The following is a 15,428-nucleotide window of genomic DNA, read 5'->3' on the forward strand; positions in this document are numbered from 1 at the left end:
GCAGGTCGGATAAAAGTGTTACAGCGTTACCGTGTTGGCCCATCTTTGCCATCAGGATTGTGTAACTTGGCGTTAATGGGGCCTTTGTAACGGCCTTTACGCCATGTCGGATGAAAATGCCGCCAGTGCGCATCCTGAGCAGCCGCGAGCAATTCGTGATCGCCTCGCGTGTCGCCCCAGGCCCTGACGCGAAACTGCGTGAGCGGCCCGTAAACGCCCTCAAGACGCGCCACCTTGGAGTCACAGCGGCAGTTACTGCCTTCGATCAAACCGGTCAGTTTGCCGTCGATCACTTCCAGATTGGTGCCAATCAGCTCGACTTTCAGGCGGTTGGCGAACGGTTGCAGGACCATAGCAGGCGATGCTGAACATAGCGTGACAATGGCTCCTTTCTCGATCTCCGCCGCAATGGACTCCAGCGCAGCCGGGCGCATCAGGCGCGACCAGTAGAGTTCGCAGAACGCTTCAGCCTTCTGCTGCAACCACTGCACTTCAACGCCCGTCAGAAAGGCTTTGATCAGACGGCCCTTGAGTTCATCGCGGGTGACGCGTTTGGTCAGGTAGCCAATGCTGGGCAGTACCAGCCTGGCCATACGCACTGAAAAGGCACGCTGCCCGAAGGCGAATTTGAGGAACGGCACGAAGCTGTCGTGTCGAGTGATGGTCCCATCGAAATCGAACACCGCCAGCAGGCGCTGTTCCACTTCGACTTCAAGGTCAGGTTCTATCATCTAGCTAACTGCCTCAGCGAGTCGAATGCTGGCATCCATGATCGAAGCGGGTGCGGGTAGCACTCCATGCCATTTGGCGCGCTCCATGATGTGGGTTGCCCATTTGTAATGAGTGGCCGGTTCACACATCGCGTCGTTGTACTTGAACACAGCCGGCGCGACAGAGTTCAAAATCATCCGGGCCGCGTTCAGGTCGTCAAGACTGACGCGCAGTGCATTCTGAATGATATTGACCTGCGATGGGTGAATGGCGGTCTTGCCGACCAGACCATTGGCAATGTCCAGGGTCAGTTCCTGCTCCAGAATGTCCGGAGTGGCCAGTTGCTCGAACACCGGAGCGGTCAGTGCAAAACCTTGCGAGCCCATGACACCGGCCAGCATCGGTATGACATACCCCATCGGCGTCCCGTACAGGGTCATGGCCGGATGGCGACGCAGGCCAAGGCAGCCCATCAGGTCATTGCCGCCAATGCGCAGCGCAATGATCCGCTCGTTCAGGGTTGCCTTCAAGGCCTGCCCCAGCTCGACCATCGCCGTCGGGTTGAACACCTCCGGCGTCTCGAGGGTCGGCATCAAGGCCAAGGCAGGATTGGTGACGGCCTGCTCCCAGCTCGTCAAGGTGCTCAGCGACAGCTTGGGCACGACGAAGCCGTCGACGTGAGCCATCAACGGCCAGTCGTTGAGAATGCGTGCCATCGCGGCGTCACGAGGACGCACGAACAGCAATGGGCCATTGGCCGGACGGCCACCCCGGTCCTGGATGCGGGTCAGCACCTGGCGCAGATTGGCCAGCGCGGTATCGACGTCGATCAAGGCGACGGCGTCCTCCAGGCAGACGACCAGCGAGCGCAATTCGGGAAGCTTTTCCGCGAACACCACATCCAGAATGTCGTCACGGGTCGCAGGCATGTACAGCGTTGCCCCCAGCGCGTAAGGCGAGAATAAGGCCATTAGCTCAGACTCCGGATGATGGTTACCGCCCTATAGGGCCCCAGGGCGCTGCCGACCTGCTCGACAGGGATGCCCGCTTTTTCGGTCAGGTGCAGGAGCAGTTGTACGTCGCTGTCAGCCGTATCACGCACCAGGACGTGATCTGGCACGCGACGCATGACTGCACGCGTGGCTTCGGCAATGCCCGGCTTCACGCGATTAAGGTTTTTTATCCCGAAACGTTCTGCCAGACGCTCTACCACCTGCGCAGCGGCAGACTTGAGTTCAAGCTGCTGTCGAGCCGTCCATGGTGTCACTGTGGCAGTAGAACGCAGGCCGCGGCGTTCGTTCTCAATCTGTTCGATGAATGGCCGGGTAACGTCATGGGGCTGCAAGTGATCGTAGACCACGCAGCCGTGCAGCCCGCCGTCGGCTGGCCAGATCGAGCGGGAAACCAGCCCGGAAACCGTCGCGCCCAGAATACCGGACGGAATGACCCAGTCCTCGGAAGACGCCGCCAGCCAGGCGCTGCCACAGGGATCGGCCAGGACCACAAGGCGCGGCGCCTCGGGAAAGCGTGTGTCGCCAGCCAGACTGCGTTTGATCTCTCCGGAAATCGCGCCCTTGCCGGTCCAGCCATCGACGAACACGATGTTCTGCGCGCCGTGGGCCTTGATGATCGCCTCAAGCGCCACGGCGTCGATGCCCCGGTCACGAATGATGCTGATGCCGTAGTGATGCGCTTCACGCCCCAGGTCGATCAAGGCACGACGCAGCAGCACACCCAGCGGCAGACCCGCGCGCACGAAAGACACCAGCACAATCGCGGAGTCGGGGTATTCACGATCCAGCGCCTGCGCCAGTGACTGGACGTCGGCCGCCATACGGGCGCCGTTCTGCTCCAGCGTGCGCTTGAACAATGCCTGATGCGCTTCGCTGGGCGCGGCCTCCTCGCTGATCATCTCCGAGTAGTGCTTTTGCCGCGTCTGGATCAGGCGTTCCTTTTCCTCGACGTCCGTGGTCTGCATCTCGACGCAGCGCAACAGAAAATGCACATCGCCTTCGAGATAACTGCCACTTCCCACGGTATCCAGCCCGTGAACCGGATTACTCATGCGCAGCCCCGACAAACATTTTCGCCAACTGACTGCGGGCAGGCGTCGCCCACCAGTGGCACTCGTCCATGAAACCCAGATCGGTAATGCTGTCGCCAAAACCCAGCACCGGGCGCTCGCCATTCACGGCCTTGTCGCGACGCAGCCATTCCTGAACGGCATAGCGCTTGGCCAGGCCGTTGGGCAGGAACGCAAGATTATTGCCATTGCCATGCACGTGCATGTCGTCAAGCAGGCCGCGGGCCTGCACTTCAGCCAGCACGCGCGTGAGGATGCTGTCGTCGCTCTCGTTATGCTTGGTCACAACGTAATGAAACAGCCTGGCCTCCTCCACAACCCAGCCGCGCAGGGACACGCCCATTTCCTGACCAATGGCCAACGTGGTGGCCGACAGCTCATGAAGACGCGTCTGATAGGCGGCGAGCGTCTGAGTCATCTGCTGGTTCCACGCCTTGTCGACACGGCCCATCAGGTCGAGCATCACACCGCCATGGGAGCAGATGGCCCCTGCGGTAAACGGTAGCTTGACCCGGTTATAGGCCTCGACACTACGCGCAGTGACCGGCACGACATCGGAATGCGCCAGCAGCCAGTGCGCAAAGGATTTCTGCACGTTGGTCATATAGCCATTGGCGTTACCACTGATATCCAGCGTCGCGACATGCTTTTCGATGTCGGCCGGGGTTTTGCGCGCCGTCTGGAACAGGGTGTCGTCCAGATCGACGAAGATCAGCGGGCGGGTGTTACTCATCGCAGATCACCTCGGCGTTCAATGCCTGAATCAGCTCGGCAGGCACCGCCTGACTTGGGGTTTCGGTACAGATCAGCACCCGGTCGAACTGACCCGGCCGCACGTTATAAAGAAAGTTGGGAATGCCCAGCCCGTAGTTGTCGGAGAACGACAGCGCGTGGTCGATGGCATGGCCCAGGGCAATCGGCGAGCGGCTGGTCGAGCTGAAGTGCACGTCGGCACCGGCCTTTTCCAGACGCTCGGCCAACAGGAACGGGCGCCAGACAAACTCGCTGGTGCCGACCACCAGAATGCGCTCGCCCTTGGCGACCTGGATGCCTGGCGCCAGCGTGTCCTCGACCGACAGCACACCCAGTCGGCCCCAATCGTTGGCCGTCACCAGCGGCCAGTCGCCCATTGCGACAGTGCCCACTTCCGGCATGTCAGGCATGGGGGCGCTCAGGTCCTCATCGAACGAGTAGGACCCCTGCAGCAAAGACACCTGTTCAGCGACAGCGCCCATGGAGCGGCTGACTGCGCCCGCCGACCAGTCGGTCAGCACGCAGGTCACGACGCGTTCGAGCTGGTCAAGACCGGCATCGACCAGCGCCTTGTAGAGATTGATGAAGGTCTTGCCGGTGGACGCCTCGTCATCGACCAGGACCAGTGACCGGGCATTGAGCATCATGTCGCGCAATGCAGGGTCGGTCGGCAGGTGAATCAGGTGGGCGCTGGCGTGGCTGTGTTCTTCCTCGAAACGCGCGAACAGCTCAGTGCCGGTCGGATGACGTGTGCTGACCAGGTACATCACATCCGAACGCGAGGCGCTGTAGGCACGATGCACACCGGCACCAAGCCCCACGGCGGTCTCTGCCATGCCGATCACCAGCACCGGGCCAGGCAGGTCGGCGGGAATCTTGTGTGCCAGGTTCTGAAAGCTCTCGCGCATGACGCCTGGGCGCACCGGAATGTGCCGGCCCAACACCCGCGAGACGAACAGGAAAGCGCGCTTGGGATTGCGTCGCTCGGCAAAACCGAACAGGGAGTCCGGGGCAATAGTGGACGCGTCTACGCTCACATTGAGGCGTCCGCGGAGCAAATCAGCACCGAGCCGGATAGAAGTGGAAGACGCTGCGCTGCTGTCCATCGATAAATTCCTGATTGTTAGGGTCGCAACCCTTGGCATGTGCCCGTCAAAGCGGTCCCGATTACGGGAGCGCCGGTGTCACTCGCGGGAGGCTTCTACGAGCCAGAGCGACGACTGGGCTGCACGCGAGATTTCTGTGGTGGTGTATGACCTTTCCGAGCGGGCGTGCGGCGCGTCGACGCGGCAGGCCTGCAGAAAGGACAGAAGCAATGCGGATTTCACCGCGAAATTCATGTTTTGCCCGTCCGGCACCGTGGACGTCACCATTCCGATGACCGCCCCGCCGCTGTCGAACAACGGACTGCCACTGGAGCCCGGCTGAATGGGTGCCGTGAACTGGAACAGGCTGGCATCGCTGTGCAGGCCGAACAGCCCGGATATGCCACCCTGCGTGACCTGCAAGCCGCCGCCGGAAATGGACGCCAGCGGATAGCCCAGCACCACCACGTTATCGCCCGGCTCGCAGCCCGGACCGTCGCGAAAGGTAACCGGGGACAATGCCGAGGCACCCTGCACCCGCAACAACGCGATGTCGTTGCGACGATCAATGACCACCGGTTCGACCTTGTACCGCCCTTCCAGTGAGTTGATGTAGAACACGTTCATGTCTTCGATGACGTGCGCGCAGGTCATGACATGTGCAGGCCCCACGACGAATGCCGTCCCGGTCGCCGACTGATGCTGAGAGCCGCCATTGGGCGCGCCCGCAGGACGCCGTGGATGACGATCATCGACCTCCAGACCGATCTTGCGCCCGAACGCCGACAGCCCGTAGGCCGAGCCTTCGCTCAACGCGCGGAATTTCCATTGCTCGTTACGCTTGTAGAACTCGCCGATGATGATCGCCGCTTCGCCGTTGTCGCGCAGGTCGATTCGATGCTCGATGTCAGCGTCGACCTGCAAATGCAGGCTGGCAATCTCGCGAACCGGTCCAGTGGCGGAGAACACGTACACCATCAGCAGCACACGGTCACTGCCCGCAGGAAGTCGATCCAGCCTGAGCGCACAGCCCACGTCCTGCGGACCGCCACTCCACTCCATCCAGCTCTGTTCCTGATGCAGCAGCGCCGGATCGCCCTTGGGCTGACGCTTTTCGTCAACCGGCAGCAGCGCGACGGCTGCGTATTCACCAAAGATCGAGGATCGGCCGCTCTGCAGGTTCCAGGTGCAGTGGGGATTCGCTAAAGCTGTATTTGCACCTGGCGCCAGAACCTTCATGCCCGATCCTCCCTGATAAGAGCGATTAGTGATAGCAAAAATCTATTGTGCGGATCATACAGCGGCCCGCACGGCAACGGTGATGGCCTTGACTCGAATATCATCAAGCCAATGTGTTTCCGGTTCTTTCAAGCCCAGACGCCGTGTGGCGAAAATTCCCGGCAGATTCACACCGGTCTCCCGCGTGTAGCCAATGCCACCTGAATAACGTGGATTGATTTCCAGCAGATGCGGCATGCCATGCTCGTCATCGCGGGTCTGCACGTTGATCAACCCGTCACAGGCAAAATGCTCGGCAGCCCTGACCGCCAGACGCACGGCTTCACTGTCACGCTCGAACGTCTGATTCAGCCCTTGCTTGCGCCGCCCGACGAACGCCACCGCCTTGCCCTGCTCACACACCATGTCCACCGAACACTCGCTGCCCGGCATATACGGCATCAGCAGCATCGGCGGACGGTCGTCGGACTGGCGATAGGCATTAAGGTAAGCCTGAAAGGTGGTTTCGCGCGCATCCGGGTTGGAAAACATGCGGAAATCATCGATGCCTGCCTTGAACCGCCAGAAGCCATGACCAAAGATCCCGACCGTAGGCTTGATGCACACCTCGCCGCAAGCCGAAAGCGTGTCATAAGCTGTCTGAAGCTCTTCGGCATTACAGGCAGTCAGGCCCGGAATGCACGCCAGACCGGCCGCCTGCGCCTGAGCGGTGAAGCGGCTCTTGTCGTCGACATCGATAAAAGTCTGCATGGACGTTCCACCGGTGACCAGGTCGAAGCCTTCAGCAATGAAGCGTTCACGCTGGGCTTCGTATACGCTGCCCACGCGCCCGGCGAGGATGACCTTGACGCCGAGTGTGCGGGCGGTTTCGATGACCCAGTCGATGCGTTCGTCGTTATCGGCAGGCTCCTGCAAGGCCACGTCGGCCTGCCCGGTGATCTCCGGGCGCAATTGTCGATGGGAGGCGACAATCTGCACCGAAGCCGGCAAGGCATCACGCGCGCCCATGATCACTTCGCGCTGGCTGGACTGCCCTTCAAGGAACCAAATCATGTGAATCTCCGGAAGACAAGCCCGCCTCAGACGGCCTTGTCGAATTTTGTAATAACTGTTTTGCTTCGAAATGTTCGGATTAAGGCAAAGTCACGCAATTTTAAACAGAGGACGCTGGTATGAAGTGGCTTAAAAGGTCGATTGGGCTTGTGGTGTTCGTAGCGTTCGGGATCGGCGCATTAAGCCTCTATTACGTCCTGCCGCGCCATGATGTCGTGATGATCACCGGGGTGGAAGTCAAAAGAATGGACGCCGACGGCGTGATCAACGCTGAAAACCCGGCTGACGGTCCGACCCGCGACGTGTATTTCATCAACACCGAACACCCGGACAACAAGAGCGTAGTGGTGTACCGCAACGAAGACACCGGCTGGAGCTTCCCGTGGTACTTCAAGTTCGACTCCGCCGACATCCAGGCCAAGGCCCAGGGCTATTCCCGCGACTCGCAGCAACTGGCGCTCATCCGCTACTACGGCTGGCGCATTCAGATCCTCTCGATGTTCCCCAACGTGACCCAGATCGAAGCCGTGACCACCCGTGACGAACCCTTCCCGGTGTTCAACGCGATCTTCTTCAGCGTCCTGACCTTGCTGCTGGTTCTGATTGTGGTCGTGATCCGCCGCCGCTTCCGCCGACAACCCCGTGTGGATCAAGTGGTGAGGTAAGGCCGAGGCTTAACCCGAAACGAAAAAATCCCGATCATCGCTGATCGGGATTTTTTTTCTGGTGCCGAAAACAGGAATCGAACCTGCGACCTTCGCGTTACGAGTGCGCTGCTCTACCGGACTGAGCTATTTCGGCTTGGCGGGGTTCACGCCTAAGACTTCCATTACTGAGCATAGGCAAGCTTACAGCCTGTGCACGGTCAAATCGCAGGCGTAAAAAAACCCGGCCATTGACCGGGTCCTTTTCAGCTAAACAAGCCCAAATTAGTTCTTGATATACCCGTTGTTCACGCACACACCGGTGTAAGTCCAGGTAACCGGAGCGCCTGCACCTGTAATGGCTGGAGCGAGCGAGCAGGTATCTGTAGTCAGAATGCCTTTAGTGGCGTTAGGAGTAGCAGTGATCGCAGCTGTGGTGCCGGTGATAGTGATTGTATTGACAACACTAGGCAGCGCCACGGCTGACGGCAACGTGACGCCAACCTTGGCGGCAGTGTCGCAATCAGTCAAGTTGCCTTGCTGTGCGACACACACTCCGACCGCTGTTTTAACAGACGCCATCGCAGCCAGAACCTCGGTGTAAGCAGCTTTTTTCGCATAGTTCTGATAGGACGGGATCGCCACGGCCGCCAAAATACCCACGATCGCTACCACGATCATCAATTCGATCAACGTAAAACCTTTTTGTGCTTTCATCGCGTACTTCTCCGAGGCGTCAATTTTGGGTGCCTTGCGAGGAGTAAAGCACACGTCATGCCAATGTGACACACCGCACAGTTTGCGGGTTGAAACGCAAGCCAGCGCGCGCGGAAGCGTTCTGAAATCAGCAGAAACTGACAATTTTCGTCACATCCCCTCCTGCCATTTGGCAGCACCCTCGGACTGCGATATAACCCTCGCATTGTCTGTGCGTGGTGGTGTTATGTCTGATGTCGTTCTCACGGGGCTTGCCAAGCAACTGGTGCTGGCCGAGCTTCTTTCTGAAAAAGCTGCGCAGCAGGCTAACCAAAACGCCAAGCGCGACAAGATCTCGTTGGTCAGCTACCTGGTTCAGAACAAGCTGGTCAAAAGTCTGACGCTTGCCCAGATGGCCTCCGATCAATTCGGCGTGCCGTTCATGGACCTTGCGAGCCTGGACAAGGAAAGTCAGCCCAAAGGGTTGGTCAGTGAGAAGCTGGTTCGCCAGCACCACGCGTTACCGTTGTGGCGTCGGGGCAACAAGCTGTTCATCGGCATCTCGGACCCGACCAACCACCAGGCCGTCACCGACATTCAGTTCAGCACCGGCCTCAACACCGAAGCGATTCTGGTGGAGGACGACAAGCTCAGTGACGCCATCGACAAGTTTTTCGACGCCAACAGCGGTCTGGGCGATCTGGCCGATGTCGACCTCGGTCTGGACATCGAAATCAGCGACGGCAAGGAGTCTTCTCTCAGCGAACAGAGCGATGCCGATGACGCACCGGTGGTGCGCTTCGTCAACAAGATGCTGCTGGACGCGATCCGGCTGGGCTCTTCGGACCTGCACTTTGAGCCTTATGAGAAAGTATTTCGCGTGCGCCTGCGCACCGACGGCATCCTGCATGAAGTCGCCCGGCCGCCGATTCACCTCGCCAGCCGAATCGCTGCGCGTTTGAAGGTTATGGCCAGCCTGGACATTTCCGAGCGACGCAAGCCTCAGGACGGACGGGTCAAGCTGCGCGTCTCCAAGACCAAGGCCATCGATTTTCGTATGAACACCCTGCCGACGCTGTGGGGCGAGAAAATCGTGATGCGGATTCTCGATCCGACCAGCGCCCAGATGGGCATTGATGCCCTGGGCTACGAGCCTGAGCAGAAGGCACTGTATCTGGAAGCGTTGAAGCAGCCACAGGGGATGATTCTGGTCACAGGCCCCACCGGCTCCGGCAAGACCGTGTCGCTGTACACAGGCCTCAACATCCTCAACACGGTGGACATCAACATTTCAACCGCCGAAGACCCGGTCGAGATCAACCTGGAAGGCATCAACCAGGTCAACGTCAATCCGCGTCAGGGCATGGACTTCTCTCAGGCGCTGCGCGCGTTCTTGCGTCAGGACCCTGACGTGATCATGGTCGGCGAGATCCGCGACCTGGAAACGGCAGAAATCGCCATCAAGGCCTCGCAGACCGGTCACATGGTCTTGTCCACGCTGCACACCAACAGCGCGGCGGAAACCCTGACCCGTTTGCACCACATGGGGGTCGCAGCCTTCAACATTGCCACGGCGATCAACCTGATCATCGCGCAACGTCTGGCTCGCAAGCTATGCTCCCACTGCAAAAAAGAGCTGGATATTCCCCGCGAAACACTGCTTCAGGAAGGTTTTCCCGAGTCGAAAATAGGCACGTTCAAGATCTACGGCCCGGTTGGCTGTAATCAGTGCAACGGCGGGTACAAGGGGCGGGTCGGCATTTACGAGGTCGTCAAGAAAACGCCTGAGCTGGAACGCATCATCATGGAAGAAGGCAATTCGCTGGAAATTTCCAGGCAAATGCGCAAGGACGGCTTCAATGACCTGCGCACCTCAGGCCTTTCGAAAGCCATGCAGGGCATTACCAGCCTGGAAGAAGTCAATCGCGTGACCAAGGATTAAGCATGGCCAGCAAGGCAGTCAAAGTCAGTGTTTTCACCTGGGAAGGCGTTGACAAGAAAGGCAGCAAGATCAACGGTGAACTGAGCGGCCACAACCTGGCGCTGGTCAAGGCTCAGTTGCGCAAGCAGGGTATCAACCCGACCAAAGTGCGCAAAAAAGCGGTGTCGATTTTCGGCAACGGCAAAAAAATAAAACCGTTGGACATCGCCTTCTTCTCAAGACAGATGGCGACAATGATGAAAGCGGGCGTTCCGCTGCTGCAATCCTTCGACATTATTATCGATGGCAGCGAGAACCCGAATATGCGCTCCCTGATCGGCACGCTCAAACAAGAGGTTTCGGCAGGCAACAGCTTTGCAACCGCCTTGCGTAAGAAACCGGAATATTTCGATGACCTGTTTTGCAACCTGGTGGATGCAGGCGAACAGGCTGGTGCCCTGGAAAGCCTGCTGGACCGCGTCGCAACCTATAAAGAAAAGACCGAAAAGCTCAAAGCCAAGATCAAAAAAGCCATGACCTACCCCGCGGCTGTTCTGATAGTCGCCATGATTGTGTCCGGTATTCTGCTCATTAAAGTCGTCCCGCAGTTTCAGTCGATATTCTCAAGCTTTGGGGCCGAGTTGCCAGCATTTACATTGATGGTCATCTGGCTTTCAGAGGTCATGCAACGCTGGTGGCTGGTCGCTCTCGGACTATTGATCGGCGCCTACTATTTATTCAAAAACGCCTACAAAAAATCCGAGAAATTTCGCGATAGCATCGACAGATTCTTGTTGAAAACACCCATCATTGGCCCACTGATCTTCAAGTCATCTGTAGCACGCTACGCGCGGACTCTGGCCACCACCTTCTCGGCAGGCGTCCCGTTGGTCGAGGCGCTTGATTCAGTTGCTGGTGCCACCGGCAACGTGGTGTTCCGCAACGCGGTCCACAAAATCAGGCAGGATGTTTCGACCGGCATGCAGTTGAATTTCTCGATGCGCTCGACCGGTGTATTCCCGAGCCTGGCCATTCAGATGACGGCCATTGGTGAGGAATCCGGCGCGCTGGACAGCATGCTCGACAAGGTCGCCACCTATTACGAGGATGAAGTCGACAACATGGTCGACAGCCTGACCAGCCTGATGGAGCCGATGATCATGGCCGTACTGGGCGTTATCGTCGGCGGGCTGGTGATCGCCATGTACCTGCCGATCTTCAAACTTGGAAATGTCGTCTGACTATGCCCCTTCTCGATTTCCTGGCCAGCTCGATGCTGGCCTTTGTTATTTTCAGTGGCGTGCTTGGCCTGCTGGTCGGAAGCTTTCTCAACGTCGTGGTGTATCGCCTGCCAAAGATGATGGAGCGTGACTGGAAAGCCCAGTCGCGGGAAATGCTGGGCTTGCCTGCCGAGCCCGAACAGTCCCCCTTCAACCTGATTCTCCCGCACTCCAGTTGCCCGCACTGCGCCCACAGCATTCGCCCCTGGGAGAACGTGCCGGTCATCAGCTACTTGCTGCTGCGCGGCAAGTGCTCGCAATGCCAGTCTGCGATCAGCAAGCGTTATCCGCTGGTCGAACTGGCCTGCGCGCTGCTGTCGGCCTACGTCGCCTGGCATTTCGGCTTTGGCTGGCAAGCGGCGGCGATGCTGGTGTTGAGTTGGGGCCTGCTGGCCATGAGCCTGATCGACGCCGACACGCAGTTGCTGCCGGACTCACTGGTGCTGCCCCTGATGTGGCTGGGGCTGATCGTGAACACGTTCGGCCTCTTCACCGCGTTGAGTGACGCGCTGTGGGGCGCGGTGGCCGGTTACCTGGCGTTGTGGTCGGTGTTCTGGCTGTTCAAGCTGATCACCGGCAAGGAAGGCATGGGCTATGGCGACTTCAAATTACTGGCAATGCTCGGAGCGTGGGGCGGCTGGCAGATTCTGCCGCTGACCATTCTGCTGTCCTCGCTGGTAGGCGCCGTTCTGGGCGTGATCCTGATGCGCGTGCGCAATGTTGAATCCGGTACGCCAATCCCCTTCGGTCCTTATCTGGCCATTGCGGGGTGGATCGCTTTGCTCTGGGGTGGTCAAATAACCGACTCCTATTTGCAGTTTGCCGGTTTCAAATGACCCACCCTGATCAAAAACCCTGGATTCTCGGCCTCACAGGCGGCATTGGTAGCGGTAAAAGTGCAGCGGCGCAGTGCTTTATCGACCTGGGCATCCAGGCCGTGGACGCCGACCATGCGGCACGCTGGGTGGTCGAACCGGGTCGTCCGGCGCTGGATCAGATTGCCGAACACTTCGGCCCTGGCGTGTTACAACCCGGCGGCGAGCTGGATCGCAGCGCGTTGCGCAAGCTGATCTTCGAGCAGCCTGACGAACGTCGCTGGCTTGAATCGCTGCTGCATCCGCTGATCAATCAGGAGATCGCCCGCTATCTGGCGAACGCGACATCGCCCTACGCCATTCTGGTCTCGCCGCTGCTGATCGAATCCGGCCAGTACCGAACGGTCCAGAGGCTACTGGTGATCGACGTGCCTCAGTCTCTGCAAATAGAGCGCACCATGCTGCGCGACCGCTCAAGTCAGGAGCAGGTCCAGGCCATCCTCAAGGTCCAGGCGCAGCGCGAAGATCGTCTGCGCCATGCCGACGATGTGCTGATCAATGACCGTGATACGGCCTGGCTGAAAAGCGAAGTCGAGCGGCTGCACCACTTTTACCTTACTTTGCGTGGAGGCCAATCATGAGCCAACCAATGATCGTTCAATGCCCGACCTGCGACGCACCTGTGGAATGGAGCGCGGCCAGCCCCAACCGCCCGTTCTGCTCGGACCGCTGCAAGCTGATCGACCTCGGTGCCTGGGCATCGGAAGAACATGCCATCCCGGTCAGCCCGGATGCCGAAGACGATCTGTTTTCAGGCGATCTGGAAGCGCCGCACAGAGGGCATTGAGGCTAACTGATTCTTTTCGCGAGCAACTCCATCGCCTGATGATCCTTACCACGCTCTGCGTTCGCTCAAGAATGTGACGCGGAGCGTGAGCACGGTCAGCGCGGGGTAGACACTGATCCTTCCCAAGCTCCAGCGATCATCGTTAACCAAAAGTCTCACTGCAACCAATGGACTGCGGGAGGCGCCTTGCCGGCGATGCGTTTCTGAAGCGACCTATCAGCGACTGAACTGACGCCATCGCCGGCAAGCCGCCTCCCACAAGGTATGCATTCAGTCAGATACTTTCGCTTGGCCCCGACAGGATCACACCCCTCCGTTACGGCCTTTCCAGCGCCACACGCAACTGATCGGCACTTGCGAACTGCTGCTGACTGACCAGCTTCCCGTCGCGCAATTGCAACCAGAGCACTTTATCCTCGTCGCCAGCGTACTGCGGCACGATGCGTGCCTCGCGGTCGAGCATGACGCGGTAGGTGTAGTCACGCATTTTGGGGATGGCGAACATTTTGGCGATGATGCTCGGCATTTTCTGAATGTCGGCCACGAAGACGGTGTGGCGTGATTCGAGGAAGCCCTTGGGTTTGTCGGCAAGCGCGGCGTTGACCAGCTTGGCGGCGTCCATGCTTCTGGCAACCAGCAGGGTTTGTGTCTGGTCGTTCAGGGTGTACGGCTGATCGTACTGATCAAGCAGCGTCCATGGCGCGAGGTGTTCGCCGGTTTGCAGGGCGTTGGCCGTGAGCGGCAGCAGGGCCAGAAACAGCAGGGGCAGAAATTTCAACGGGGTATTCCTCGAAAAGGTACTGTTTGCCGGAAGGCCATCGCGGCCAGTCAAGATCGAGTGCCAGTCTACACCTACACATTCACTCTTCCAGTGACAGCGATTAGAACGCTAAGCTTGGGCCCATGGATGACTCAGACTACTTACGCCTGTTGACGATCCAGGCCGAACAAGCCAACGCCTTTCTTTCCAATGCGCGAAAGTGGGAGCGTGAGCGTTGGGTGTGTCAGCGCCTGTTGCAGGGCCTGAACATCGCCCATCGCAATGAAGACTTCACGCCCGCCGGCCAGGAGCCGCCGGACGTGCTGTTTCGTGACGCCTGCTTCGAGGTGTTTTTCGTGCTGGACGAAGGTCGCCGTCTCAATGACGAGTGGCGCGAGGAGCTGGAGCGACGACGCAGCGCCTTTTCCCTGAGCCAGCTGGTGCGCCGCGAGGCCAAGCCCAAGCGCATTCCCGCCTCCGAACTGTTGCGACGCCTCGCCCCTACACTGCGCAAGAAATCCCACAACTACCGCGAACGGGGCATTGACCTCGGCGAACTGGATATCATTGCCTTCGCCAGCCTCAAGCGCGAAGTGCTGGACCTCAACAGCCATTTTCCGCCGCCCACCGAATATCTGCGTCAGGGCTGGCGCTCGCTGTCGCTGGTCGGGCCGACGTTCGCTCGGGTATTGTTCGCGCACCCGGATGCCCCGGATTTTCTGCGGACCAATCTGGGCCGCAGTGTCGTTTTCGATGTTGGAATCAGTTTATGAGCCCGTTGCAAGAACTGCTGGCCGATGTCCCGCAGCAAGGTCGTGTGCGCTGGATTGGCGTGCGGCCCGAGTCACGTGTCGACATGATCGAGCTGGACGCTGTCGAGGCGCGTCGCGAGGCCGGTCTGACCGGCGATCACACGCGCCCCGGTCCGCGCAACGCCCGACAGGTCACGCTGATTCAGTGGGAACACCTGGCGGTGGTCAGTTCGCTCTTGAACCGGCCTGCTGAAAACCCCATCGTGCCACAGGACCTGCGGCGCAACCTGGCGATCAGCGGCATCAATCTGTTCAGCCTCAAGGGGCGGCGCTTCAGGATCGGTCAGGCCATCTTTGAAACCACCGGCTGGTGCCAGCCATGCGCGCGCCTTGAGCAACGGCTCGGCCACGGGACCTTTCAAGCGGTGCGCGGGCATGGCGGAATCACGGCCCGAGTGATACAAAGCGGAATCATCCGGCTCGACGACACCCTTCAGGTCGAGCCGCTGGACAGCAATGATCCATGGCCTCCTGCCAGGCAGCGCGCCTGAAACGAGACACGAGACGAGACATAAAATGAGCAGCCGTCTGAACCCGGACGACCAACGGCGTGTCGAAGAGTACCTTCAGACGCCCCAGCATCAAGTCGAGCGCAGGCCTTTTCAGCCCTGGCTGCTCCTGATCATGCTGGTGGTCGTGGTCATCGGACTGGGCCTGCTGAGCCGTTTTTTGAGCCATCTGACGCTATGAGCTGCCTTGCGCTCGCGAAGATCGAGCTCCTCCCGAATT

The 15,428-nt window shown here is 59.3% G+C and carries 18 protein-coding genes and 1 tRNA gene; 9 read left to right on the forward strand and 10 right to left on the reverse strand.

Going from position 1 to position 15,428, the window contains the following annotated elements; all coding sequences use genetic code 11:
* Positions 1 to 26: 26 nt before the first annotated feature.
* The 7 genes from BUB69_RS16060 to BUB69_RS16090 all read right to left on the reverse strand — a co-directional run bounded on the left by BUB69_RS16060 (position 27) and on the right by BUB69_RS16090 (position 6,924).
* Entirely contained in the window at positions 27 to 731 is a 705-nt protein-coding gene (locus BUB69_RS16060) for an HAD family hydrolase (protein ID WP_122696961.1), read from the reverse strand.
* Entirely contained in the window at positions 732 to 1,682 is a 951-nt protein-coding gene (locus BUB69_RS16065; protein WP_073168463.1) for an HpcH/HpaI aldolase/citrate lyase family protein, read from the reverse strand. It abuts the gene before it with no gap.
* On the reverse strand, positions 1,682 to 2,776 hold the full coding sequence (locus BUB69_RS16070) for a cysteine protease StiP family protein (protein ID WP_073168465.1): 1,095 nt from the start codon (positions 2,774 to 2,776) through the stop codon (positions 1,682 to 1,684). Before BUB69_RS16070 ends, BUB69_RS16065 begins: the two co-directional genes overlap by 1 nt.
* Positions 2,769 to 3,527 carry an HAD family hydrolase gene (locus BUB69_RS16075; RefSeq protein WP_073168468.1) on the reverse strand — a complete coding sequence of 253 codons (759 nt, stop codon included), beginning with the start codon at positions 3,525 to 3,527 and terminating at the stop codon, positions 2,769 to 2,771. The genes BUB69_RS16070 and BUB69_RS16075 overlap by 8 nt, the downstream gene beginning before the upstream one ends.
* Complete coding sequence (locus BUB69_RS16080) at positions 3,520 to 4,653, reverse strand: phosphoribosyltransferase domain-containing protein (protein ID WP_073168470.1); 1,134 nt, start codon at positions 4,651 to 4,653, stop codon at positions 3,520 to 3,522. The genes BUB69_RS16075 and BUB69_RS16080 overlap by 8 nt, the downstream gene beginning before the upstream one ends.
* A 78-nt stretch (positions 4,654 to 4,731) precedes the next feature.
* Entirely contained in the window at positions 4,732 to 5,871 is a 1,140-nt protein-coding gene (locus tag BUB69_RS16085; RefSeq protein ID WP_073168472.1) for a trypsin-like peptidase domain-containing protein, read from the reverse strand.
* Between the two features lie 54 nt (positions 5,872 to 5,925).
* On the reverse strand, positions 5,926 to 6,924 hold the full coding sequence (locus tag BUB69_RS16090) for an ATP-grasp domain-containing protein (RefSeq protein ID WP_073168474.1): 999 nt from the start codon (positions 6,922 to 6,924) through the stop codon (positions 5,926 to 5,928).
* Between the two features lie 119 nt (positions 6,925 to 7,043).
* On the opposite strand from BUB69_RS16090, the gene BUB69_RS16095 reads away from it, so the two are divergent.
* Positions 7,044 to 7,589 (forward strand): DUF1523 family protein, encoded by a 546-nt coding sequence (locus BUB69_RS16095; RefSeq protein ID WP_073168476.1) that lies wholly within the window; start codon positions 7,044 to 7,046, stop codon positions 7,587 to 7,589.
* A 59-nt stretch (positions 7,590 to 7,648) separates the two neighbouring features.
* Here the strand turns inward: BUB69_RS16095 and BUB69_RS16100 are convergent.
* A tRNA-Thr gene (locus tag BUB69_RS16100) sits at positions 7,649 to 7,725 on the reverse strand.
* Between the two features lie 128 nt (positions 7,726 to 7,853).
* Positions 7,854 to 8,285: a pilin gene (locus BUB69_RS16105; protein WP_073168478.1), complete on the reverse strand. Its 432-nt coding sequence runs from the start codon at positions 8,283 to 8,285 to the stop codon at positions 7,854 to 7,856.
* Positions 8,286 to 8,511: 226 nt separating this feature from the next.
* Between BUB69_RS16105 and pilB the strand changes: the two genes are divergently transcribed.
* Genes pilB through yacG form a run of 5 tightly spaced genes read left to right on the forward strand, consistent with a single transcriptional unit; the run spans position 8,512 to position 13,127 of the window.
* On the forward strand, positions 8,512 to 10,206 hold the full coding sequence (pilB, locus tag BUB69_RS16110) for a type IV-A pilus assembly ATPase PilB (protein ID WP_073168480.1): 1,695 nt from the start codon (positions 8,512 to 8,514) through the stop codon (positions 10,204 to 10,206).
* 2 nt (positions 10,207 to 10,208) lie between these two features.
* On the forward strand, positions 10,209 to 11,426 hold the full coding sequence (locus BUB69_RS16115) for a type II secretion system F family protein (RefSeq protein ID WP_073168483.1): 1,218 nt from the start codon (positions 10,209 to 10,211) through the stop codon (positions 11,424 to 11,426).
* A gap of 2 nt (positions 11,427 to 11,428) precedes the next feature.
* Positions 11,429 to 12,301, forward strand: a complete 873-nt coding sequence (locus tag BUB69_RS16120; RefSeq protein ID WP_073168485.1) for a prepilin peptidase — start codon at positions 11,429 to 11,431, stop codon at positions 12,299 to 12,301.
* Complete coding sequence (gene coaE / locus BUB69_RS16125) at positions 12,298 to 12,921, forward strand: dephospho-CoA kinase (protein ID WP_073168487.1); 624 nt, start codon at positions 12,298 to 12,300, stop codon at positions 12,919 to 12,921. Before BUB69_RS16120 ends, coaE begins: the two co-directional genes overlap by 4 nt.
* Positions 12,918 to 13,127 carry a DNA gyrase inhibitor YacG gene (yacG, locus tag BUB69_RS16130; RefSeq protein ID WP_073168489.1) on the forward strand — a complete coding sequence of 70 codons (210 nt, stop codon included), beginning with the start codon at positions 12,918 to 12,920 and terminating at the stop codon, positions 13,125 to 13,127. Before coaE ends, yacG begins: the two co-directional genes overlap by 4 nt.
* A 316-nt stretch (positions 13,128 to 13,443) precedes the next feature.
* On the opposite strand, the gene BUB69_RS16135 is transcribed toward yacG, so the two are convergent.
* Positions 13,444 to 13,905 (reverse strand): hypothetical protein, encoded by a 462-nt coding sequence (locus BUB69_RS16135; protein WP_163032146.1) that lies wholly within the window; start codon positions 13,903 to 13,905, stop codon positions 13,444 to 13,446.
* Positions 13,906 to 14,030: 125 nt separating this feature from the next.
* Here BUB69_RS16135 and BUB69_RS16140 point away from each other — a divergent pair, with 125 nt between their 5' ends.
* From BUB69_RS16140 to BUB69_RS16150, 3 genes are read left to right on the forward strand one after another with little or no spacing between them, the layout of a single operon-like run.
* Positions 14,031 to 14,660, forward strand: coding sequence for a DUF1780 domain-containing protein (locus BUB69_RS16140; RefSeq protein ID WP_024685626.1), 630 nt, complete (start codon positions 14,031 to 14,033; stop codon positions 14,658 to 14,660).
* Positions 14,657 to 15,190: an MOSC domain-containing protein gene (locus BUB69_RS16145; protein WP_073168494.1), complete on the forward strand. Its 534-nt coding sequence runs from the start codon at positions 14,657 to 14,659 to the stop codon at positions 15,188 to 15,190. Before BUB69_RS16140 ends, BUB69_RS16145 begins: the two co-directional genes overlap by 4 nt.
* A 25-nt stretch (positions 15,191 to 15,215) precedes the next feature.
* Positions 15,216 to 15,389, forward strand: coding sequence for a DUF3094 family protein (locus BUB69_RS16150; protein ID WP_073168496.1), 174 nt, complete (start codon positions 15,216 to 15,218; stop codon positions 15,387 to 15,389).
* The last annotated feature ends 39 nt before the right edge of the window (positions 15,390 to 15,428 follow it).

The organism is Pseudomonas asturiensis, assembly GCF_900143095.1.
Lineage (GTDB): Bacteria > Pseudomonadota > Gammaproteobacteria > Pseudomonadales > Pseudomonadaceae > Aquipseudomonas > Aquipseudomonas asturiensis.

Excerpts from the sequence above, each read along its gene's own strand:
- BUB69_RS16085 (WP_073168472.1), bottom strand. The coding sequence starts at position 5,871 with ATGAAGGTTCTGGCGCCAGGTGCAAATACAGCTTTAGCGAATCCCCAC.
- BUB69_RS16140 (WP_024685626.1), top strand. The coding sequence starts at position 14,031 with ATGGATGACTCAGACTACTTACGCCTGTTGACGATCCAGGCCGAACAA.
- BUB69_RS16080 (WP_073168470.1), bottom strand. The coding sequence starts at position 4,653 with ATGGACAGCAGCGCAGCGTCTTCCACTTCTATCCGGCTCGGTGCTGAT.
- BUB69_RS16120 (WP_073168485.1), top strand. The coding sequence starts at position 11,429 with ATGCCCCTTCTCGATTTCCTGGCCAGCTCGATGCTGGCCTTTGTTATT.
- BUB69_RS16070 (WP_073168465.1), bottom strand. The coding sequence starts at position 2,776 with ATGAGTAATCCGGTTCACGGGCTGGATACCGTGGGAAGTGGCAGTTAT.
- pilB (WP_073168480.1), top strand. The coding sequence starts at position 8,512 with ATGTCTGATGTCGTTCTCACGGGGCTTGCCAAGCAACTGGTGCTGGCC.
- yacG (WP_073168489.1), top strand. The coding sequence starts at position 12,918 with ATGAGCCAACCAATGATCGTTCAATGCCCGACCTGCGACGCACCTGTG.
- BUB69_RS16060 (WP_122696961.1), bottom strand. The coding sequence starts at position 731 with ATGATAGAACCTGACCTTGAAGTCGAAGTGGAACAGCGCCTGCTGGCG.
- BUB69_RS16150 (WP_073168496.1), top strand. The coding sequence starts at position 15,216 with ATGAGCAGCCGTCTGAACCCGGACGACCAACGGCGTGTCGAAGAGTAC.
- BUB69_RS16095 (WP_073168476.1), top strand. The coding sequence starts at position 7,044 with ATGAAGTGGCTTAAAAGGTCGATTGGGCTTGTGGTGTTCGTAGCGTTC.
- BUB69_RS16115 (WP_073168483.1), top strand. The coding sequence starts at position 10,209 with ATGGCCAGCAAGGCAGTCAAAGTCAGTGTTTTCACCTGGGAAGGCGTT.
- BUB69_RS16075 (WP_073168468.1), bottom strand. The coding sequence starts at position 3,527 with ATGAGTAACACCCGCCCGCTGATCTTCGTCGATCTGGACGACACCCTG.
- coaE (WP_073168487.1), top strand. The coding sequence starts at position 12,298 with ATGACCCACCCTGATCAAAAACCCTGGATTCTCGGCCTCACAGGCGGC.
- BUB69_RS16145 (WP_073168494.1), top strand. The coding sequence starts at position 14,657 with ATGAGCCCGTTGCAAGAACTGCTGGCCGATGTCCCGCAGCAAGGTCGT.
- BUB69_RS16065 (WP_073168463.1), bottom strand. The coding sequence starts at position 1,682 with ATGGCCTTATTCTCGCCTTACGCGCTGGGGGCAACGCTGTACATGCCT.
- BUB69_RS16105 (WP_073168478.1), bottom strand. The coding sequence starts at position 8,285 with ATGAAAGCACAAAAAGGTTTTACGTTGATCGAATTGATGATCGTGGTA.
- BUB69_RS16090 (WP_073168474.1), bottom strand. The coding sequence starts at position 6,924 with ATGATTTGGTTCCTTGAAGGGCAGTCCAGCCAGCGCGAAGTGATCATG.